We start from the raw sequence: 20,105 nt of genomic DNA, 5'->3' as shown, positions 1-20,105 counted from the left end.
GACTTTCGCACCGCGAACCCGAGGCCGGCCCGGGTGCGGGTCTACAATCGGGCGATGCGGACGGTGGACGTGGCCCGGCGGTCCGGATACTCCGTCCAGCAGATCCGCAACCTCGAGCGCGACGGCGTGCTGCCGCCCGCGGCGCGCACCGCCACCGGCCACCGCGCCTACACCGACCGGCACGTGCTGGCCGCGACCGCCTACCGCGCGCTGGCCGCCGGCACCGGGCCGGCCGAGGCCCGGGCGATCGTGCGCGCCGCACACCAGCCGCCGCCCGCGCGCTCGCTGGCGCTGCTCGACGCCGCGCACGCGCGCCTGGACGCCGAGCGCCGCAGTCTGCGCCTGGCCCAGGAGGCCGCCCGGACGATCTCCGCCGAACCGATCCTCGACGTCCGCGCCGGTGACGCGATGACCATCTCCGAGCTGGCCGCCGCGCTCGGCGTGCGCGCGTCCACGCTGCGCCACTGGCACGCCGAGGGCCTGGTCGTCCCGGACCGGGACGCGGCCGGCCGGGACCGCGTCTACTCCCCCGGCGCGGTCCGGGACGCCCGCGTCACCGACCAGCTCCGCCGGGCCGGATACCCGATCGCCACGCTGCGCGCGCTGCTGCCGGAGCTGCGCCACGCCGACGCCGGCCCCGCGCTCGGCACCCGGGAGGCGGCCCTGACCGCCCGCTCCCACGCGCTGCTGCACGCTGCGGCCGCGCTCAGCGCACTGCTGCCGTCCGCGACCGACACGCCCGACTGGCCGGCGGGTTGACGCGCAGGTCACCACGCCGGCGCAGACCTCCCGAACCGTGCCGCCGGCTCAACCGCCATCCCGCGCCCGGCCCCGGGCGGGTGGTGGTCACGGGGTGCGGCGGAGCTCGCGGAGGACGCCGTGGCGGTGCAGCGTCCAGGCGAGGCGGCGGACGCCGGGGTGACGGACGAACAGCAGCGCGGCGCGGCGCAGCAGGCCGAAGCGGTGGCCCGCCACCTGGTCGTCGACCGCGGCCCAGATCAGCGCGCGGGCCCGGGCGTCGTCCAGCACCGCCCGCACCTCGCGCCGCACCGCCGGGTCCTCGGCCGCGGCGGCGACCGCGGCAGCCAGGGCCGGGCGGTCCGCGAAGGGTTCCGCGGTCGCGGCGACCAGCGGGCGGCGCACCTCGTCGCGCTCCAGCAGCAGCATCACGGCCTCCCGGATCTCGGCCCGGTCGAGCGCGGACCGCAGCAGCTCCAGCAGGCTGCGTTCGACCTCGCCGTCGCGCTCGGCATCGGCGACGGCGAGCGTGGCCAGCAGCATCGCGACCTCGTCGAGATCGATCAGGTGCCGGAGCCCGTCCCGGAACTCGGCCAGCTCCCAGGCGGCCCGCAGGCCCTTGACGAGGTTACGGTTCATGGCTCCTCGCTACCCGGCCCACCGGCCGCCGAACCGCCGCCCCGCGACGCCGCGGACCCGGCGCCGCGCACCGCTACGGCGCGGGCGTCTCCGGCGGCCGGAGCGCGAGGGTGGCGTGCAGTTGGCCGAGGCGGACCGTGGTGTCGAGGAAGCCCCAGAGCGCCTGGTCGACCCGGTCGGCGTTCTCGATGTCGCCGCGGAGGTCGCCGTACAACTGCTCGGCCTCGGCGACGAGTTCCTCCGCGCGGGTGGCGTGCTGCTCCGGGGTCATGCCGCCATGGTGTCACCCGGGCGCGACCCCGGAGCCGAAGAAGCGGACGATGTCGTCCGCCGCGGTCGGCGACAGCATCATCGCCTGGGCGCGGGCGGACGCCTCGGCGATCGGCCGGACCCGGGCGAACATCGCCGCCTCGTACGCCGGGATCGCCCCGCCCGGATCGGCGGCGAGCGCGGCCGCGAGCTCGGCGCACCTTGACGCGTCCACGGTGGACTCGCCGGCCGGCACCGACCCGGCCAACATCGCCAACCGTACGTACACCGGCGCCGGCACCCAACTGGAACCGACCACGGAGCTGCGCGGCCAGATGTTCACGGAGAACACCCGTGCCCGGCGCAGACACACCACCACGGCGGTCCTCGACGCGTTCGTCACCGCCACCCGGCTCGCGCTGACGGACTGACGACCTCTTCCGGCGGCCACGGCCCGACTGCTCCCGCGGGCACCGATGCCACTCGGCTTCCCGAGGGGCACGGGTCCGGACGCGGTCGGCACCGGGGCCCGGGCGGTGCCGCGGTCGCGGTCGATCGGGTGTCGTATCGTCGGGCCGTGCCCGATTCCGTGACGAACAGCGACAGCGCGGCTGCCCGGCGTACCACCGGCGCACCGCGTGGCAACGCCGGTGGACAGCCGCGTGGGAATGCCGGTGGACCGCAGCGCGGGAATGCCGGTGGACCGCAGCGTGGGAGCGCCGGTGGACCGCAGCGTGGGAGCGCCGGTGGACCGCCGCTCAAGACGAAGGCCGAGAAGCGCGCGGAGGCCAAGGTCGCCAAGGCCCGCGCCCGGGCGCGGCAGCAGCGGCGGCAGATCCTGACCGTGGCCGGCGCCGCCGCGATCGTGCTGGCGCTCGTCGTCGGCCTGGTCGTGTGGATCAGCACCGCGACGGGCCGGGATCCCGCGGCCACGACCGCGAGCCCGGACGCGGCCGCCCCGAGCCCCACCGTGGCCGCGACGGACACGGCGTTCCCGCCGCTGCCCGCGGGTGCCGACCCGGCCCTGGGCCAGAAACCGGCGGTGACCGCCGGCACCGGCGCGGTCGCCGAGCTCACGACGACGACCCTGATCAAGGGCACCGGTGCCGCGGCCCAGGCCGGTCAGACGATCAACGTGAACTACGTGGGCGTCACCCACGCCGACGGCGCGGAGTTCGACTCGTCCTGGAGCCGTTCGGAGCCGTTCACCTTCCAGCTCGGCGCCGGGAACGTCATCCAGGGCTGGGACCGGGGACTGGCCGGCGTGACCGTGGGCAGCCGGGTCCAGCTCGACATCCCGGCCGACCTGGCCTACGGCGACAACCCGGGCGGCGGCCGGCCGGCCGGCGCACTCCGCTTCGTCGTCGACCTGCTGTCCGCCTCCTGACCCCGCACCCAGCCACCGGCCGGCCGGCCGACCGCACCTCGGCCGGCCGCACCCGACGCGCGACGGCCGTCGCGACACGCGGCGGCCGTCGCGACCGGCAGCGGTGGCCGCGCGCGCTAGCGGGACCACCCGCGGCGGAGCGCCGGCGAGGGCTACGGCACGGCCAGCAGACGCTGCACCCGGTTGACCAGCTCCTGCGGCCGGAACGGCTTGGTCATGTAGTAGCTGGCGCCGAGCGTCATGCCGAGGTCGATGTCGTCGGCGGCGTCCCGGCCGCTGAGCATCAGGACCGGGATGTCCGTGGTGCGCGGCTTGGCCCGCAGTTCGTAGCAGATGTCCAGACCGTTCATCCCGGGCATCACCACGTCGAGCAGGATCAGCTCCGGACGGTGCTGGACCGCGAGGCTGAGCGCGGACAGACCGTCGCCGGTGGTGAGCACCCGGTAGCCGGCCGCCTCGAGGGTGAACTCGATGAGCGCGCGGACGTCCTCGTCGTCGTCCGCGACCAGGACGCACGGCGCGTCGGACGGGCCGTGCGGCTCCGGTTCGGGCAGCGTGGCGGGAACGATGAACGCGCTGGTCAGGTACGGCATGGTGGTCTGGCGCACGATGCTCGCCTCCTAGCGGCGCTGGATGCCGAGGTCGGGGACGTCGCCGTCGGGCAGCGGCGGCAGCGGGGCGTGCCGGGCGGCCGCGATCGGGCTCCGCGCGCCGGGGTCGAGCGCCACCGGATCGTGGGTACGAAGCGTGTTGGTCACCATGCCGCCGTCCTGTCTGCCGTCCGCGGGCGGCGGGTGGATCCGCCGCACACGATGATGAAGCCGTGGCCCGGTGGCGGGCCGGGTGCACCCCGGTTGCGGTCCGGTTGCGACCGCACGCGGGCGCGGCCGGACGCGCCGCACCCATTCCCTTAGGTCTATGTGATTGTTACCGTCCCGGCATGGGCGGCCGAGCCGACCGGTTCGGCCCTCGATGGGAGGTTCGGATGGCGAGACGAGTACGGCTGTCGATGGCGGCCGGGTTCGCGGTGCTGATCGGCTCGTTCGGCCTGCCGGGCGCGTCGGCGGCGGCACCGGTCGAGGGCACGATCCTCGCGGTGCCGGGCGCGGAGGTGGTGCCGGACAGTTACGTCGTGGTCCTGGAGGACGGCGCCTCGGCCGCGGACCTCGCGAAACGGCACGGCGCGACCGTGCGGGACACCTACGAGCACGCGGTGCACGGGTTCGCGGCGACGATGTCGGCGGCCCAGGCCCGGCGGCTCGCGGCCGCGCCCGGCGTGGCGTACGTGCAGCCGAACGTGATCCACACGGTGCGGGCCACGCAGCCGAACCCGCCGTCGTGGGGGCTGGACCGCATCGATCAGCGCAACCGGCCGGTCGACGCGTCGTACACCTACGGCACCACCGCGAGCTCGGTGACCGCCTACATCATCGACACCGGCATCCGCACCACCCACGGTGACTTCGGCGGGCGCGCGGTGAGCGGGTTCGACGCGGTCGACGGCGGCACCGCGGACGACTGCAACGGGCACGGCACGCACGTCGCCGGCACGGTCGGCGGCACCGCGTACGGCGTGGCGAAGGGCGTGTCGCTGGTCGCGGTGCGCGTGCTGGACTGCGAGGGCAGCGGCACGACCGCGCAGGTGGTGGCCGGGATCGACTGGGTGACCGCGAACGCGGACGGCCCGTCGGTGGCGAACATGAGCCTGGGCGGCGGCGCGGACACGGTGCTGGACGACGCGGTGCGCCGGTCGATCGCGGGCGGCGTGACGTACTCGATCGCGGCCGGCAACGGCTTCCTCGGCATCATCGCGCTGGACGCGTGCACGCAGTCCCCGGCCCGGGTCGCCGAGGCGCTGACCGTGTCCGCGACCGACTCCAGCGACCGGAAGTCGTCCTGGGCGAACCGCGGCACGTGCGTGGACCTGTTCGCGCCGGGCATCAACATCACGTCCGCGTGGTCGACGAACGACACGGCGACGAGCACCATCAGCGGTACGTCGATGGCCGCGCCGCACGTGGCCGGCGCGGCCGCGCTCTACCTGGAGTCCAACCCGGCCGCGACGCCGGCGCAGGTGAACGCGGCCGTGATCGCGGCGACGACACCCGGCGTGGTGGTCAGCCCCGGCACCGGCTCGCCGAACCGGCTGCTCTACACGGGCGCGTTCTGACCGCGGCGTGGGGTGCGGAGCCCGGCTCCGCGCCCCACGCACGCGCGGGCGCCGTCAGTAGGTGGCACGGCCGCCGCTGATGTCGTAGACCGCGCCGGTGGAGAAGCTGACCCGGTCGGACGTGAGCCAGGCGACGAGTTCGGCGACCTCCTCGGGACGCCCGACGCGGCGCATCGGGATCAGGCCGGTGATGTGGGCGAGCGCGTCCGGCGCGGTGTGCGCGTTCATCGGGGTCTCGATGACGGCCGGGGCGATCGCGTTGACCAGGACGCCGCTGGTCGCCAGCTCCTTGCCGAGCGACTTGGTGAGCCCGATGACCGCGGCCTTGGACGCGGAGTACGGCGACATGTTCGGGTTGCCGTCCTTGCCGGCCATGCTGGCGATGTTCACGATCCGGCCCCAGCCGCGCTCGCGCATGCCGGGCACGAACGCGCGGCAGGTGTTCACCGTGCCGTGCACGTTGACCGCGAACACGCGGTCCCAGCCGTCCCGGCCGATCTCCCACAGCGGCGCGTTCGGGCCGACGATGCCGGCCGAGTTGACCAGGATGTCGACCGGGCCGATCCGGCGGGCGGCGGCGTCGACGGCCGCGGTGTCGCTGACGTCGACGCGCACGTCGGCGCCGTCGGTCACGTCCAGCGTGAGCACCCGGACGCCGTCGGCGGCGAGCCGGGCCGCGGTCGCGGCGCCGAGACCGCTGCGGCCGCCGGTGATGACCGCGGTACGGGGCATGGTGTTCCTCCGTCGGTGGGTGCCGGCCGCCGGTGCGTTCCGGTGTCAGTGGGACTCGCGGGAGACCTGGTCGCCGCTGCCGCCGAGCAGGAAGTCGCAGTCGGCGCCGGTGTCGGCCTGCCCGACCGTGTCGACGTAGAGCCGTTCCCAGCCGCGGGCCGGTGCCGCGAACGCCTTGACCATCTCCGGCGCGGGCTCGCGGGCGGCCAGCTCGGCGTCGGGGATGTCCACGTCCAGCCGCCGGGCCTCCACATCCAGGACGATCATGTCGCCGGTACGGACCTTGCCGAGCGGGCCGCCGGCCGCGGCCTCCGGGGTGACGTGCAGGACCACGGTGCCGTACGCGGTGCCGCTCATCCGGCCGTCGCAGATGCGCACCATGTCCCGTACCCCCTCGGCGAGGAGCTTCGCGGGCAGCGGCATGTTGGACACCTCGGGCATCCCGGGATAGCCGCGCGGACCGCAGCCGCGCAGGATCAGCACCGAGTCCGCGGTCACCTCCAGGTCCGGGTCGTCGAGGCGGGCGTGCAGGTCCTCGACCGAGTCGAAGACGACCGCCGGGCCCCGGTGCCGCAGCAGGTGCGGGGACGCGGCCGCCGGTTTGATCACGGCACCGTCCGGCGCGAGGTTGCCGCGCAGCACCGCGATCCCGGCGTGCGGCTTCAGCGGGTCCGCGCGGGGGCGGATCACCTCGCGGTCGTAGACGAGCGGCGTGCCGAGCTGCTCGACCAGCGGCCGGCCGGTGACCGTGAGCGCGGCGGGGTCGAGCAGGTCCCGCACCTCGGCGAGGACCGCGTGCAGGCCACCGGCGCGATACAGGTCGTCCATCAGGAACCGGCCGGCCGGCTGGAGGTCGACGAGCAACGGCACCCCCGCGCCGGTACGGTCGAAGTCGTCCTGGGTGAGCGGCACGCCGAGCCGGCCGGCGATCGCGAGCAGGTGCACGACCGCGTTCGTGGAGCCGCCGAGCGCGGCCAGCGCCACGATCGCGTTCAGGAACGAGCCCCGGCTCAGCACCGTGCTCGGCCGGCGGCCGGTGTCGGCCAGCTCGACCGCGAGCACACCGGTGGCATGCGCGGCCTCCAGCAGCCGGGAGTCCGGCGCCGGGGTGCCGGCGATGCCGGGCAGCGTCATGCCGAGGACCTCGGCGAGCAGGCCCATCGTGGACGCCGTACCCATCGTGTTGCAGTGGCCCTTGCTCCTGATCATCGACGACTCGGAGCGCTGGAACTCGGCCGCGGACAGCGTGCCCGCGCGGACCTCCTCGCTGAGCTTCCAGACGTCGGTGCCGCAGCCGAGCGGGACGCCGCGGAACGTGCCGGTCAGCATCGGCCCGCCCGGCACCACGACCGCGGGCAGGTCGACCGAGGCCGCGCCCATCAGCAGCGCCGGGATGGTCTTGTCGCAGCCGCCGAGCAGCACCACCGCGTCGATCGGGTTGGCCCGCAGCATCTCCTCGATCGCCATCGCGGCCATGTTCCGCCACAGCATCGCGGTCGGCCGGACCTGTGTCTCCCCGAGCGACACCACCGGCAGGTTCATCGGGATGCCACCGGCCCGGTGGATGCCGTCGGCGACGCTGCGGGCCACCTCGTCCAGGTGCGCGTTGCACGGCGTCAGGTCGGAGGCGGTGTTCGCGATCGCGATGTGCGGGCGGCCGTCGAACGCGTCCGCGGGCAGACCGCGACGCATCCAGGCACGGTGGATGTAGCTGTTCCGGTCGTCACCGGCGTACCACTGAGCGCTGCGCCGTGCCTGCATCAGATGACCCCTCGCGATCTAGATCAGTCGATGGAATCGTGTTCGCATGGTAGGCATACCGGAACGCGCCTGCCCACTTTTCCGGACGTTCGGCACCGGCACCGCGATACGCGCCGGCCCGTCGGCGGCGTCCGTCCACATCGCACGGACCGCGCCGGGTGCGGCCGTGGTGGCGGTGCGGTGAGCTCGCGCGCGCCCGGGCCGCCGGGTGCCGATTTGCCCCGATCGGCGCCGCGGAGTTACATGGCCGGGTGCTCACCTTCGCCGTGCTCGGTCCGCTCGAGGTGCGTGACGGGGATCGGCGGGTGGAGCTGGGCGGGCGGCTGCCGCGCCGGCTGCTGGCGCTCCTGCTGGCCGCGGACGGGCAGCCGGTCGGCGACGACCGGCTGGCCGACGGCGTGTGGGCGGGCCGGCCGCCGCGCGAACCCACGGCGGCACTGCAGGTGTACGTGTCCCGGCTGCGCCGCGTGCTCCCCGGCGCGGGGCTGCGGCGCGCGGACGGCGGATACCGGCTGGCGGCCGGCACCGACGCCGGACGGTTCGCGGAACACGCGGCGCGGGCCCGCGCGCTCGCGGCGGCGGGCCGGCCGGGCGAGGCGCACGCGGCCTTCGAGGCGGCGCTGCGGCTGTGGCGCGGCGAGCCGTACCCGGAGATCGCGGACGTCGCCGCGGTGAGCGCGGTGCGCGCCGAGCTGGCCGAGCACCGGGAGAGTGCGCGGGAGGACGGCGTGGCCGCGCTGCTGGACGCGGGTGACCACGCCACCGCCGCCGCGGTGCTGGAGGGGCTGGTGCGGGACGCCCCCTACCGGGAACGCCGCTGGCAGCTGCTGGCGCTCGCGCTCTACCGGGCGGGCCGGCAGGCCGAGGCGCTCGCGGCCGTGCGCCGCGCCCGCACGCTGCTCGCCGGCGAACTGGGCGTGGACCCGGGTCCGCAGCTGCGCGACGTCGAACGCCGGATCCTCACCCACGACCCCACCCTGCTGCCCGCCGGCGGCGACCGGCCGCGCCGGCCACGCCCGCTCCCGACGCCACCCGCCGAATCCGCGCCACCCCCCGAACCCGCGCCGTCCGACGAGCCCGCGCCACTCCCCGAACCCGCGCCGTCCGACGAGCCCGCGCCACCCGCCGAGCCCGCACCGTCCGCCGGCCGCGCCCCCGGCCCAGGGCCGCGCGGGAACGGGCGGGTGCCGTCGCCGTCCGCCGGCCGCGAGCCCGATCCGGAACCGGTCGGGAACGGACGTACACCGTCGTCATCCGCCGGCCGCGAGCCCGATCCGGAACCGGTCGGGAACGGACGTACACCGTCGTCATCCGCCGGCCGCGAGCCCGATCCGGAACCGCCCCGGGACGGACGGCGTGGCGGGCGGGCGCTGTCGTCGTTCGTCGGGCGGGCGGCCGACCTGGCGCTGCTGGGCCGGCTGATGGCGGCGCACCGGCTGGTCACCGTGCTCGGCCCGGCCGGGGTCGGCAAGACGCGGCTGGCCGCCGAGTGGGCGCCGGCCGGCACGCTGATCCGGCTCGCCGACGTCACCGATCCCGCGCTGCTGGTCCCGGCGCTCGCTGCCGCGGCCGGCGTCACCGGCCCGGTCCGTGATCCGCGCGCGGCGCTGGTCGACCGGCTGCGCCGGCTGCGGGAGCCGCTGGTGCTGGACAACTGCGAGCATCTCGCGGACCACGTCGCCCGGCTGCTCGTCGACCTGCTGGACCGGGTGCCCGGACTGCGGGTGCTGGCGACCAGCCGGACCCCGCTCGGCATCGACGGCGAGCACGTCCTGCCGCTCGCGCCGCTGGCGCCCCCGGACGCGGTCACGCTGCTGACCGACCGGATCCGCGCGGTCCGGCCCGGCTGGACGCCGGCCGCCACCGACCGGCACGACCTGCGGAACCTGGCCGACGCGCTGGATCGTCTGCCGCTCGCGCTGGAGCTGGCCGCGGCCCGGGCCCGCACGTTCGGCCTGCGGGAGCTGACCGGCCGGCTCGACGACCGGTTCGCGCTGCTCGGCCGGATCCCGCGCGGCGCGGTGACGCCGCACGCCACGCTGCACGAGGCGGTCGCGTGGAGTTTCGACCTGCTGTCGGACGCCGAGCGTGAGCTCGCGGTGCGGCTGTGGCCGTACGAGGGCGGGTTCGGTCTGGAAGTGGCCGGTGACCGGCTCGACGACCTGGCCGCGCTCTGCGACCAGTCGGTGGTCACCGCGGACACCGGCACCGTCCCGGTCCGCTACCGGATGCTGGAGACGATCCGGGCGTACGCCCGCGCGATCGACGCCGACCCGGACCGCTCCCGGGCGGCGCATGCGGCCTGGGTGCGCGGCCTGGTCGCCGAGGCCGCGGCGGACCTGCGGGGCAAGCACTCCGCGGACGCGATGGACCGGCTGCGCCGGGAGCTGCCGAACATCCGCGCGGCGATCGCCCACGACCTGGCGCACGCGCCGGCGCACGCGCTGCGTACCGCCGCGGAACTGATGTGGTTCTGGGTGCGCGGTGGCCTGCCCGGCGAGGGCGACCGGGTGTTGAGCGCCGCGCTCGCCGCCGCGCCGGACGCGCCGCTGGAGGACGTGGTCCGGGCCGAGACCGCGCTCGGCGGTCTGCGCTACGTCGCCGGTGACGTCGAGGCGGCGCGGCGCATGCTGTCCGGCGCGGCCCGGACGGTGACCGGCGCGACCTCGCACCGCGTGCTGCTCGCCGAGGTCCGCTACTACCAGGGGCTCGTGCAGGTGCCGTCCGGGGACGCGGAGATCGCGCTGTCCGCGGCGGCCGAGGCGCTCGACATCGCCGTCGAGACCGGCACCGGATGGCTGGTCGCGGCGTCGGAGATGACGCTCGGCGCCGCGCTCGTGCTGGCCGGCCTGGTCGGCGCCGGGCAGGAGCGGCTGCGGGCGGCCGTCCGGCACGGGTACACGTGGACGGCCGCGTTGAGCGAGCTGATGCTGGGCCAGACCATGGTCGCGGCCGGTGACCGGGACGCGATCGCGGTGCTGTGGTCGTCGCTGCGCCGGTTCCGGGACGAGGGCGACCTGAGCAACGTGCTGGCGGTGCTGCACAACGGCGCGCTGGCCCTGGACGCGGCCGGCGACCACGACGGCGCGGCCGTGCTGCACGCGGTGGTCCGGATCCACCACGTCCGCAACGGCATCCAGCCGGCCGGCGCCTACATCGGGACGGACGCGCCACCGGCCCGGCCCGCCGGTGACCCGCCCGCGGACCCGCCGTCGCTGGCCGACGCGATCGCGGTCCTCGAGGCCGCCGCGGCCCGCCACGCCGGCACGGACCCGGCGCAGCACCCCACCCAGGTTCCGGGATCGGCGCTCCGGCGGACCGACACTCATTGACGTTCATCGAACTCTCTGGGTAGCCTTCCAGAAAAGTTTGTGGAACTTTCCGGTTAATTTCCGGTAATCAAGGAGCGGTCGATGGCGGAACTGGCGCTGCTGGGAGCGGAACTCGTCGCGGTTTCCGTGCTGGTCCTGGCCCTGTACTTTCCGCGGCACCGGCGCAAGGACCTGGTCGTCGCGTACTTCGGCGTCAACGTCGGCGTGCTCGCGGTCGCCAGCGCGCTGCGCACCAGCAGCACCGGCACCGGCCTGGGCATGGGCCTCGCGCTGTTCGGCGTGCTGTCGATCATCCGGCTGCGCTCCACCGAGCTGGACCAGAACGAGGTGGCGTACTACTTCTCCGCGCTCGCGCTCGGCCTGCTCGGCGCGCTCAGCACCGCCTCGATCTGGTGGAACATCGGCCTGATGGCGCTGATCCTCACCGTTATGGCGGTGGTCGACAACCGGCGGGTGCTGGCCCGGTTCGAGCATCAGACCGTGGTGCTGGACGCCGCCGTCCTGGACCGGGCCGAGCTGGTCCCCCGGCTGGAACGCCTGCTCGGCGGCACCGTGCACTCCGCCCGGGTGCAGCGGGTCGACCTGATCAACGACTCCACCGTGGTGGACGTGCGGTACTCGGCCGCGGCCGCGCGACCGGCCGGCCCGGGGACGCCGGCGACCGCGAAGGCCCCGGCCACGGCCGGAGCGGGCCGATGAGCCCGCTGGCGGCGCTGCCCGCGATCGGGCTGGCCGAACTGGAGGAACGGGCCGCGCTGCTGAGCCGGACGGACCGCAAGTACATCATCCCGGCCGGTCACGTCGACCGGCTGCTGGACCGGCTCGCACCGGCCGCCCGGGTGCTGGAGATCGGCGGTGTGCGGCGGTTCGGCTACGAGTCGCTCTACTTCGACACCCCGCACCTGCTCGGCTACCTGCGCACCGCCCACCGGCACCGGCGCAGATTCAAGATCAGAACGCGGGCGTACGTGGACACCGGCTCCTGCTTCCTGGAGATGAAGGTGCCGGGCGCGCGCGGCAGCACGCTCAAGTACCGGGTGGCGCACGAGCTGACCGGCCGGCGCGCCATCGGGCTCGGCCGCGACTTCGTCGACGAGGTGTTCTCCCGGCACGACCTCGGCGACCAGCGCGACGCCGAGCTGGGCCCGGTGCTGCGCACCGAGTACCGGCGCTGCACGCTGCTGCTGACCGGCGACGCCAGCCGCGTCACGATCGACACCGGGCTGCGCTGGGCGACCGCCGACCGGGAACTGCACCTGCCCGCGATCGCCATCGTCGAGACCAAGACCCGCCGGGCCGCGGGCGAGGCGGATCGCACGCTCTGGCAGCAGGGGCACCGGCCGGTCGCCGTCTCCAAGTACGCCACCGGGCTCGCGGCGCTGCGGGCGGACCTGCCCGCGGCACCGTGGCGGCGCGTGATCCGGCGGCACTTCCGCCCCGAGGAGGACAACGATGAGTAGCTGGAAACGTACCGTGGCGGCCCTTGCGGTCCTGGTGGTGGCCCTGCCGAACTGGGGTGGCCCGGCCGCCGCGGAACAGGCACCGGTCCCCGCCTCGGCCCCGGCCGACGACCTGCGCGGCGACATCACGTTCTCGGTGCCCAGCGGCACCTTCACCGACCCGGTCACGGTGGCGCTCGGCACGGCCGCGCCGAACGCGCAGATCCGCTACACGACCGACGGCAGCGTGCCCACCGCGACGTCCACCGTGTACGGCGGCCCGCTGCGGCTGAGCGCCACCACACAGCTGCGCGCACAGGCGTTCACCGGCGGGACCGCCACCGGCCGGACGGGCACGCAGCTCTACGTCCGGCGGTCGGCCGACGCGGCGGGCAACGACCTGCCGCTGGTGCTGATCGACGACTACGGCAAGGGCAAACCCGGCCGCGAGTACGTGGACGCGGCCGTGATGCTGTTCGACCCGGGCACCGCCGGCACCACCTCGCTGGCCGCCGCGCCGGCCGTCGCCACCCGCGCCGGCGTGCACCTGCGCGGCCAGTCGTCCGCGATGTTCGACAAGGCGCCCTACCGGGTGGAGTTCCGCGGCAACGACGATGACGACGCCGACCATCCGGTGCTCGGCATGCCGGCGGACTCCGACTGGGTGCTGCGCGGCCCGTTCCCGGACAAGTCGCTGATCCGCGAGGCGCTGGTGATGGAGCTGTCCGCCCAGCTCGGCCTCGCGACGCCGCGCCACCGGTTCGTCGAGCTGTACTTCAACGTCGACTCCGGGCCGGTCGCGGCCGCCGACTACCAGGGCGTCTACCTGCTCGAGGAGACCATCAAGAACTCGAAGGACCGGCTCGACCTCAAGCAGCTCGACCCGGAGGACGTCACCGAACCGAAGATCACCGGTGGGTACATCTTCTCGTTCGAGTGGCTGGCCGCGGAGGAACCCACGCTGCCCTGCACCGGTCCGGCCGCCACCTGCTGGAACTTCCTCGAGGTCCGCGATCCCGACCCGCTCGCCCCGGAGCAGCGGGCCTGGCTCACCCGGCACGTCCAGCAGTTCCACGACATGCTGCACGGCCCGAACCGCGCCGACTACCCGTCGTGGATCGACGTGGACTCGTGGGTGGACACCGTCATCATCAACGAGCTGTCCCGCGACATGGACGCGTACGTCCGCAGCACGTACTTCCACAAGGACCGGGGCGGGCCGATCGTGGCCGGGCCGATGTGGGACCACGACCTCACGTTCGGCGTGGGCGGTTTCGCGAACAACACCCAGACCGCCGGCTGGCAGCACCAGAACCTGCAGATCCGGCAGCCGCAGGCCAACGACTGGTTCACTGTCCTGGCCGCCGACCCGGCCTTCGCGGAGCGGCTGCGGACGCGCTGGCGGACGCTGCGCACCGGCGTCCTGTCCGAGGCGTCGCTGACCGCGCTGATCCAGCGCCTCACCGGGCCGCTGACCGCCGGCGCGGCCCGCAACTTCCAGAAGTGGCCCAACCTGACCGCGCCGGTGGTCGGCCCGTTCACCACGCCGACGGATCCCACCTGGCAGGGGCAGGTGCAGACGCTGCGCACCTGGCTGCGTCAGCGCGCGGCCTGGCTGGACAGCGCGGCCGGCTGGGGTGGGGGAACCACGACGCCGCCGGCCGGTGCCTGCACGGCCACCTACAGCACGACCGGCCAGTGGACCGGCGGCTTCCAGGCCGAGGTGCGGGTGACCGCCGGCGACGCACCGCTGCGCGGCTGGACCGTCGCGCTGACGCTCGCCGACGGGCAGCGGATCGACCAGGTCTGGAACGGCGTGCTGACCACCGGCGGCACCGGCGCGACCGTGGGGAACGCGAGCTGGAACGGCACGGTCGCGGCCGGCGCCAGCACCACGTTCGGGCTGACCGGCACCACGTCCGGCGCCACCACCGCACCGTCGGTGACCTGCACGGCGACCTGACCGCGGGGCGGGTGACCCGGGTGGCGCCGGCCGCACGGCGCCACCCGGCCGCCTCGCGGCCCACGCCACCCGGCCGCTGCGGGCCTCGATTCGCGGTCACGCCCCGCTACTGGACACCTCGGCTTACCGTTCGGGCGTGACGCTCCAGACCCACGACCCCCACGGTGCCGGCCGGCCGGACGACGTCGGCCGGCGGGCGCTGGTCCACGCGGTGCTCGCGGCGTCCGCGGTGCTGGTCACCGGCATCGTCGCCGCGGCCGTGCTGTTCGTGGCCCGGGACGGCGGCGAGCGCACCGACGCCCGGGCCACGCCGTCCGCCTCCGCCACCCCGCCCGGCACGCCGGGGACCGGCGCACCGGAGCCGGCCGCGGGCGGGGACCCGGACGAGGCCGCCGCCGGGTGGCCGACGCTGCCCTCGCTGCCCGCCGGCACCGCGCCGAGGGACCCGACGAGCACCACGAAGACCCGGATCTCGTTCGAGAACCACACCACCGACGTGTACACGGTCTCCTGGCTGGACACCGACGGCGAGGTGACCCGGTACGCCACGCTCCACCCCGGTCAGTCCTACGTGCAGGACACCTACGCCGGCCACTACTGGGCGGTCGGCGTCGCCGGCGGCGCGACCACGGCCGTGTTCCTGGCCGGCGAGCGGCCGGGCCGGGCCGTCATCACCTCATGATCACGCGCCGCCCGGACACGGCGATCCCGCCGCTGACCGCCGCCGAGGCCGGGTTCGCCGCACCCGCTCCGCGACCGTCGCCGCGGGTCTGCCGGCCCGGGCGACGGCTCAGGCCGTGGCCGCCGGCACCGACCATTCGTGGCCGTCGCGGACGTACTCGTGGCTCTCGAAGGTCTCGAACCGGTCGTCGTCGGTCCAGCGGCGGATGGCGATGGTGAGGCGGTCACCGGTGGCGTCGATCAGGTTGTAGCTGTTCGGTTCGCCCTTGAGCCGGTTGGAGACCGCGGTGCCGCACTGCGCGACCACCAGGCCGTCGACGATGCCGCTGTACGCCAGATGGATGTGGCCGCCGAGCAGCAGGTCGGCGCGGTGCCGCAGGTGACGCAGCGCCAGCCGGGACCGGCCGACCAGCCCGCGGCCGCGGACCGCGTCGGTGAGCAGGAACGGGTGGTGCGCGATGACCACGCGCAGGTCGTCACGCGGCGCCTCGTCGAACGCGGCGCCGATCGCGGTCAGCTGCCGCATGTTGATCCGGCCGCGGGACCAGTCGTGGTGGAACGTCCAGCGGCGGGCCGAGTTGACGCCGACCGCGATCAGGCCGTCCGTCTCGTAGCTGACGGCGCCGTGCGGGTCGCTGGCGATGTGCTTGCGCCAGCGCCGCCACGGTCGGGTGAACCGGGTCCAGAACCGCCAGCCGGGCAGGTCGTGGTTGCCGGGCACGACCACCGCGGGCGCCGGCAACCGGTCCAGGAACGCGCTGGCCGCCCGGAACTCCGCCTCGGCCGCGGTCTGGGTCAGGTCGCCGCAGACCGCGATCAGCGTCGGCTGGACCGCGCGCAGCTCCTCGATCAGCGTCTCGGCGACCGCCGGCACGTCCCGGCCGAAGTGCAGGTCGGCGATCTGCGCGATCCGCACGCCGGCCGGCTTCACGCCGCGGCCCCGGGGGCCAGGACCGCGAGCGCGCGGGGCCGGATCTCGTAGCGCAGCGGGGTGGCCAGCTGGGCGTTCTCGCCGTCGCTCATCACGCTCATCAGCGCGAGCCGGGTTGATCTCACCTCTACAGTCTTACCCTCGTAGACGCGGATCCGCTCGTCCTGCTGCCAGCCGCCGTTGAACAGCTTCGTGACCACCTCGACCAGGTCCCAGCTGTTCCGCTCCCTGGTGACGTAGACGGCGAGCCGCCCGGCGTCGAGACGCTTGCGCCCCGGGATCGGCGCCGGCCCGGCCGCGAGCAGGTTGCAGGAGATCACGACCGCGCGGGTACGGGTGAGGTGCTCCGCGCCGTCGACGGTGATCGAGAGCTCCATCCGCGGGTAGCGACGGATCAGCCGGAACGCGCGGTCGACCAGCCGGAACACGCCGAGCCGCTGCCCACGGACGCGCTCCCGGATGCGGCCGAGGTGCGGCAGCATGGCCAGCATCGAGCTGTGCAGGAAGGGCGAGTCGTTCACGGTCGCCACGTCGATCCGGTCCACCGGCGCGGTGAGCAGCGCGTCCACCGCCTCCTCCAGATCGTCGGGGACGCCGAGGTCGCGGGCGAGCAGGTTCATCGTGCCCAGCGGCAGGATGCCGAGCGGCACGTCACCACCGGCCAGTTGCTCCGCGAGCGCCCGGACCGTGCCGTCGCCACCGGCCACGAACAGCGCGTCCGGCTCCGCCTCGAGCAGCCCTTCGACATCGATCCGCAGCGTGCCGGGTTCGAACGGCCGCAGCCGCACGTCGACGCCGCGCTTGGCGAACAGCTCGGCCAGCTGGTCCTCCGGCGAGGCCTCGGCCCGGGCCAGGAGCGCGCCGGAGCGCGCGTTGTACACCACCGCAACGCGTTTCACGGCGAAAGTCTAGGGTCGCCCGGCCTCCGGCGCGCGCCGGAGGACACGGCCCGGCGGGCGCGCACCCCGCGGACACCGGTCGCGCACCGGCCGGACGCGCACGCCTCGCGCCGCGATCGGGTGCCGTCCGCGCGTACCCGTCGCCGATCTGGGTATGTCCCGTTGATCTGATGACGCCCGCGGAACAGGAGGACGACCGTGCGGACTCTCCCCATCGGCGCCGCGCTGCTGCTCGTGACCGCGTGCGGCACCGCGACCGAACCGGTCGCGCCGGTCCCGCCGCCGAGCGCGGCCGAGCCCACCCCGTCCGGCACCGGCGCGTCGCCCAGCGCGCCCGCGGAGTCCGGGCAGGGCGCCGGGCTCGACGCGATCAAGGCGGGTGACCGCAAGATCCTGCTTCACCTGGCCGAGCCGGACCGCGACCTCAGCGCCACCTACGAGGGGCCGGTCACCACCGGCGACGGCACGGACGACGGCGCGCTGTTCCGGCTGCTGCCGGTCGTCGACGGCCAGTACCTGATCGAGGCGCTGCGCCCGCGCGAGGAGGGCGGCCGCTGGTGCGTCGTGGTCGACGACCGGGCGACGCCGCGCACGCTCGGGACCGCGGAGTGCGCCGAGGACCAGCGGAGCCGGTTCGCGCTCACCGAGACCGGCGCGTCGGACGACAAGGGCCGCCCGACCCACCACCTGGTCAACGACGTGTACGGCGCCGTGCAGTACTCCGGCGAACGCCAGTCGCTCTACGTCGAGGAGGTCGGTGACGCGCCGATCGCCGGCTCGTTCAGCCTGGTCGACCGCGGCGCTGTCTGACCGGCCCGCCCGGGGCCGGCCCGCCCGGCCCGGCCGGCTCAGCTCGACTTTGCGATGAAGGTCGGGTTCTCGATCAGGAACGTGCCGAGCGTGCCGTCCTTGGCGGCCGCGAGCATGTCCATCGACAGCGAGTCCAGCGTCTCCGCGGACGAGCCGTTCGCGTCCGTGACCGACCGGAACTGACCGTTGTTCGTCTTGATCAGCATCAGGTCGTTCGCGGCCACGCCCTTCAGCGTGTAGATGAAGTCGACGACCGGCGTACCCTGCGTGTCCAGGATGAACGCCTCACCCGCGGCCTGCACCAGCCCGTTGAGCTTGCCCAGGTCGGTCAGCACGCCGGACGAGGTGGCCTGCTTCGCGATCGCCTTCATCAGCTGCTGCTGGTGCCGCTGCCGGCCGTAGTCGCCGTCGCTGAGGCTCTTCCGGATGCGCGCGTAGTCGAGCGCGAGCGTGGAGCTCATCTTCCGGCAGCCCAGCTTGTGCACGTACGGCTCGTAGCCGGCCGGCAGCCCACGCACCTGGTCCGCGGCCTCGTCGTACCAGCCCTGGTAGAGGTGGCCCTCGTCGTTGACGCCGAGGTGGATCGAGGTGGCCTGCTCGTCGACGCACATGTCGACGCCGCCCATCGCATGGATGATCTTCTCGAACCCACCGAAGTCGATCAGCGCGGCGCCGTTGAACTTGATCCCGGTGATCTTGTTGAGCGTGTTCGCCAGCGACTCCATGCCGCGGGCCCGCTTCTCCTGCTCCGAGCCGTCCCCGTCGTAGCCGACCGAGAACGAGGAGTTGATCTTCTGGATGCCGCCAGGGAACCCGGTCTTCGCGTACGGCGGGATCTGCACGCTCCAGTCCCGCGGTATCGAGATCAGGTACGCCTGGTCGTGCGTCTCGGGTATGTGCAGGATGATGATCGTGTCCGCGAGCACCGACGTGGTCGCCGACTCCTTGTCCCGCGCGTCGATGCCGGCCAGCAGCATGTTCACCGCGCCGCTGATGTCGTTGCCCTCGTCACCGCCCGCACCGGCCGCGTCGAGCAGCGAGTCCGTGGTGATCGAGTTGGTCGCCGACGCGATCAGCGTCTGCGCCGCGACCAGCGTGCCACCGCTCGCCACCAGCAACACCGCGCCGAAGATCAGGACTATCCGCGCCCACAGCGGATCCTTACGACGCTTGGACGCCACTCGTCACCCTCTCGTCTTCCATTACCGCCACCCGAAGCGCTCGAAAGGCTACAACCCACGGGGTGACGCTTCAAGGTCGCTTTCGCGAGCGCCCGGTGGCTCTGCGTCGATCCGTCCCCGTTCGCGGGGGTCCGGCCCCGCTCGTTCAGACCCTCCGGCCCCGCGAAGATCAAAACAATAGGGGCGATTTTCCCGCTTCCGGCGTGGTCACGCCGGGCATGCTCCCGCGGGCACCGGTCGTCGCCCGGGGGCTCCTCCCTGCCGGTTCCCGGGTGGCCCCGCCACACCCCACGCAACCCCACGCGTCTGCGCCGCATTCGCCACGCGACCGCCGCCGCACCCGCCACCGCACGCGCCGCCACCGCACGCGCCGCCATGGCCGGCCGCTACAGCGAAGCACCGAGACCGCCGCCACTCGACGCGACCCACACGCCGGACACGCGCCCCCGCGACACCGCCCAACGCCGAACACGCGCCCCCGCGCCACGGCCCGAACGCCGAACACGCACCACGCGACACGGCCAAGACGCCGAACACGCGACCACCCGGCACTGCCGCGCCGCGTCCCGACCACCCGACCCGGCCGGAACGGGCGCACCGCGTAGCGACCCGACGCGGCCGAGACTCCAGAACCTCGCCGTCCAAGCCGGCCCGATGCCCGCACCGCAACCATCCGACGCGGCCGAGCCGCCGGAAGCCCGGCCACCCGACACGGCCCCAACGCCCACACCCCAGCCAACCGACGCAACCGAGCCACCGGCAAGCCGACCGCCCAACACGACCCAACGCCCACACCCCAGCCAACCGACACAGCCGAACGCCGGAAACGCGGCCGGCGGCATGGGCGCACTGCCGGCGGCGCGGCAACGCGTCGCGCGGCAGCGACGCCGATCGACCGGCAGGGATCATGCGCGGGCAGCGTGGTGGCGCGGTGGCCCCATCGTGCCGCGGTGCTCCTCGGGGGGCCGCGTCTGGGGAGCCCTTTCGGCCGCGTGCGTGCGGGTCCCCGGCCGCGTGCGTGCGGGTCCCCGGCCGCGTGCATGCGGCCTCTCCAGCCGCAAAGCGCACGGGTCTCCAGCCGCGTGCGAGTCTCTTCGGCCGCGAGCGTGCGGCCTCTCCGGCCGCGAGCACGGGTCTCCAGCCGCAAGCGCACGGGTCTCCGGCCGCAAGCGCACGGGTCTCCGGCCGCAAGC

20 protein-coding genes are annotated in these 20,105 nt (G+C 74.7%); 10 read left to right on the top strand and 10 right to left on the bottom strand.

Going from position 1 to position 20,105, the window contains the following annotated elements:
• Positions 1 to 54 precede the first annotated feature (54 nt).
• Positions 55 to 759 carry a MerR family transcriptional regulator gene (locus J2S44_RS36645; protein ID WP_310423949.1) on the top strand — a complete coding sequence of 235 codons (705 nt, stop codon included), beginning with the start codon at positions 55 to 57 and terminating at the stop codon, positions 757 to 759.
• Between the two features lie 87 nt (positions 760 to 846).
• Here J2S44_RS36645 and J2S44_RS36640 read toward each other — a convergent pair whose 3' ends face one another.
• The 3 genes from J2S44_RS36640 to J2S44_RS36630 form a co-directional block, all read right to left on the bottom strand.
• Complete coding sequence (locus J2S44_RS36640) at positions 847 to 1,377, bottom strand: hypothetical protein (protein ID WP_310423946.1); 531 nt, start codon at positions 1,375 to 1,377, stop codon at positions 847 to 849.
• A gap of 73 nt (positions 1,378 to 1,450) precedes the next feature.
• On the bottom strand, positions 1,451 to 1,648 hold the full coding sequence (locus J2S44_RS36635) for a hypothetical protein (protein ID WP_310423943.1): 198 nt from the start codon (positions 1,646 to 1,648) through the stop codon (positions 1,451 to 1,453).
• A gap of 12 nt (positions 1,649 to 1,660) precedes the next feature.
• Positions 1,661 to 1,861: a hypothetical protein gene (locus J2S44_RS36630; RefSeq protein ID WP_310423941.1), complete on the bottom strand. Its 201-nt coding sequence runs from the start codon at positions 1,859 to 1,861 to the stop codon at positions 1,661 to 1,663.
• Between the two features lies 1 nt (position 1,862).
• On the opposite strand from J2S44_RS36630, the gene J2S44_RS36625 reads away from it, so the two are divergent.
• Both J2S44_RS36625 and J2S44_RS36620 read left to right on the top strand, forming a co-directional pair.
• Entirely contained in the window at positions 1,863 to 2,057 is a 195-nt protein-coding gene (locus tag J2S44_RS36625; RefSeq protein ID WP_310423938.1) for a poly-gamma-glutamate hydrolase family protein, read from the top strand.
• Between the two features lie 146 nt (positions 2,058 to 2,203).
• Complete coding sequence (locus tag J2S44_RS36620) at positions 2,204 to 3,013, top strand: FKBP-type peptidyl-prolyl cis-trans isomerase (protein WP_310423935.1); 810 nt, start codon at positions 2,204 to 2,206, stop codon at positions 3,011 to 3,013.
• A 152-nt stretch (positions 3,014 to 3,165) separates the two neighbouring features.
• On the opposite strand, the gene J2S44_RS36615 is transcribed toward J2S44_RS36620, so the two are convergent.
• On the bottom strand, positions 3,166 to 3,621 hold the full coding sequence (locus J2S44_RS36615) for a response regulator transcription factor (RefSeq protein WP_310423933.1): 456 nt from the start codon (positions 3,619 to 3,621) through the stop codon (positions 3,166 to 3,168).
• A gap of 12 nt (positions 3,622 to 3,633) precedes the next feature.
• Complete coding sequence (locus J2S44_RS36610; protein WP_310423930.1) at positions 3,634 to 3,774, bottom strand: hypothetical protein; 141 nt, start codon at positions 3,772 to 3,774, stop codon at positions 3,634 to 3,636.
• Between the two features lie 224 nt (positions 3,775 to 3,998).
• Here J2S44_RS36610 and J2S44_RS36605 point away from each other — a divergent pair, with 224 nt between their 5' ends.
• A complete protein-coding gene (locus tag J2S44_RS36605; protein ID WP_310423927.1) occupies positions 3,999 to 5,183 on the top strand; it encodes a S8 family peptidase in 1,185 nt (394 codons plus the stop codon).
• A gap of 54 nt (positions 5,184 to 5,237) precedes the next feature.
• Here the strand turns inward: J2S44_RS36605 and J2S44_RS36600 are convergent, their stop codons facing one another.
• Entirely contained in the window at positions 5,238 to 5,915 is a 678-nt protein-coding gene (locus tag J2S44_RS36600) for an SDR family NAD(P)-dependent oxidoreductase (RefSeq protein ID WP_310423923.1), read from the bottom strand.
• Between the two features lie 45 nt (positions 5,916 to 5,960).
• Positions 5,961 to 7,676, bottom strand: coding sequence for an IlvD/Edd family dehydratase (locus J2S44_RS36595; protein WP_310423920.1), 1,716 nt, complete (start codon positions 7,674 to 7,676; stop codon positions 5,961 to 5,963).
• Between the two features lie 251 nt (positions 7,677 to 7,927).
• On the opposite strand from J2S44_RS36595, the gene J2S44_RS36590 reads away from it, so the two are divergent.
• From J2S44_RS36590 to J2S44_RS36570, 5 genes are all read left to right on the top strand, one after another.
• Positions 7,928 to 11,008, top strand: a complete 3,081-nt coding sequence (locus J2S44_RS36590; protein ID WP_310423918.1) for an AfsR/SARP family transcriptional regulator — start codon at positions 7,928 to 7,930, stop codon at positions 11,006 to 11,008.
• A gap of 81 nt (positions 11,009 to 11,089) precedes the next feature.
• Positions 11,090 to 11,707, top strand: coding sequence for a DUF4956 domain-containing protein (locus J2S44_RS36585; protein ID WP_310423915.1), 618 nt, complete (start codon positions 11,090 to 11,092; stop codon positions 11,705 to 11,707).
• Positions 11,704 to 12,468: a polyphosphate polymerase domain-containing protein gene (locus J2S44_RS36580; RefSeq protein WP_310423912.1), complete on the top strand. Its 765-nt coding sequence runs from the start codon at positions 11,704 to 11,706 to the stop codon at positions 12,466 to 12,468. The genes J2S44_RS36585 and J2S44_RS36580 overlap by 4 nt, the downstream gene beginning before the upstream one ends.
• Positions 12,461 to 14,410 carry a CotH kinase family protein gene (locus J2S44_RS36575; RefSeq protein ID WP_310423909.1) on the top strand — a complete coding sequence of 650 codons (1,950 nt, stop codon included), beginning with the start codon at positions 12,461 to 12,463 and terminating at the stop codon, positions 14,408 to 14,410. Before J2S44_RS36580 ends, J2S44_RS36575 begins: the two co-directional genes overlap by 8 nt.
• A 136-nt stretch (positions 14,411 to 14,546) precedes the next feature.
• Positions 14,547 to 15,092: a VHL beta domain-containing protein gene (locus tag J2S44_RS36570; protein WP_310423906.1), complete on the top strand. Its 546-nt coding sequence runs from the start codon at positions 14,547 to 14,549 to the stop codon at positions 15,090 to 15,092.
• Between the two features lie 108 nt (positions 15,093 to 15,200).
• Here the strand turns inward: J2S44_RS36570 and J2S44_RS36565 are convergent, their stop codons facing one another.
• Positions 15,201 to 16,007, bottom strand: coding sequence for a metallophosphoesterase family protein (locus J2S44_RS36565; protein ID WP_310423904.1), 807 nt, complete (start codon positions 16,005 to 16,007; stop codon positions 15,201 to 15,203).
• 11 nt (positions 16,008 to 16,018) lie between these two features.
• The gene (locus J2S44_RS36560; protein WP_310423901.1) at positions 16,019 to 16,921 is read right to left on the bottom strand and encodes a diacylglycerol/lipid kinase family protein; all 903 of its coding nucleotides are present in this window, start codon (positions 16,919 to 16,921) and stop codon (positions 16,019 to 16,021) included.
• A gap of 198 nt (positions 16,922 to 17,119) precedes the next feature.
• Between J2S44_RS36560 and J2S44_RS36555 the strand changes: the two genes are divergently transcribed.
• Positions 17,120 to 17,731: a hypothetical protein gene (locus J2S44_RS36555; RefSeq protein WP_310423898.1), complete on the top strand. Its 612-nt coding sequence runs from the start codon at positions 17,120 to 17,122 to the stop codon at positions 17,729 to 17,731.
• 38 nt (positions 17,732 to 17,769) lie between these two features.
• Here the strand turns inward: J2S44_RS36555 and J2S44_RS36550 are convergent, their stop codons facing one another.
• Entirely contained in the window at positions 17,770 to 18,912 is a 1,143-nt protein-coding gene (locus J2S44_RS36550) for an LCP family protein (protein ID WP_310423895.1), read from the bottom strand.
• Between the last annotated feature and the right edge of the window lie 1,193 nt (positions 18,913 to 20,105).

The organism is Catenuloplanes niger (assembly GCF_031458255.1).
GTDB lineage: Bacteria > Actinomycetota > Actinomycetes > Mycobacteriales > Micromonosporaceae > Catenuloplanes > Catenuloplanes niger.
Note: the sequence above shows the minus strand (reverse complement) of the source record. Positions and strands in the feature narration are given on the sequence as shown.

Excerpts from the sequence above, each read along its gene's own strand:
- J2S44_RS36635 (WP_310423943.1), bottom strand. The coding sequence starts at position 1,648 with ATGACCCCGGAGCAGCACGCCACCCGCGCGGAGGAACTCGTCGCCGAG.
- J2S44_RS36610 (WP_310423930.1), bottom strand. The coding sequence starts at position 3,774 with ATGGTGACCAACACGCTTCGTACCCACGATCCGGTGGCGCTCGACCCC.
- J2S44_RS36585 (WP_310423915.1), top strand. The coding sequence starts at position 11,090 with ATGGCGGAACTGGCGCTGCTGGGAGCGGAACTCGTCGCGGTTTCCGTG.
- J2S44_RS36580 (WP_310423912.1), top strand. The coding sequence starts at position 11,704 with ATGAGCCCGCTGGCGGCGCTGCCCGCGATCGGGCTGGCCGAACTGGAG.
- J2S44_RS36605 (WP_310423927.1), top strand. The coding sequence starts at position 3,999 with ATGGCGAGACGAGTACGGCTGTCGATGGCGGCCGGGTTCGCGGTGCTG.
- J2S44_RS36595 (WP_310423920.1), bottom strand. The coding sequence starts at position 7,676 with ATGCAGGCACGGCGCAGCGCTCAGTGGTACGCCGGTGACGACCGGAAC.
- J2S44_RS36575 (WP_310423909.1), top strand. The coding sequence starts at position 12,461 with ATGAGTAGCTGGAAACGTACCGTGGCGGCCCTTGCGGTCCTGGTGGTG.
- J2S44_RS36645 (WP_310423949.1), top strand. The coding sequence starts at position 55 with ATGCGGACGGTGGACGTGGCCCGGCGGTCCGGATACTCCGTCCAGCAG.
- J2S44_RS36640 (WP_310423946.1), bottom strand. The coding sequence starts at position 1,377 with ATGAACCGTAACCTCGTCAAGGGCCTGCGGGCCGCCTGGGAGCTGGCC.
- J2S44_RS36600 (WP_310423923.1), bottom strand. The coding sequence starts at position 5,915 with ATGCCCCGTACCGCGGTCATCACCGGCGGCCGCAGCGGTCTCGGCGCC.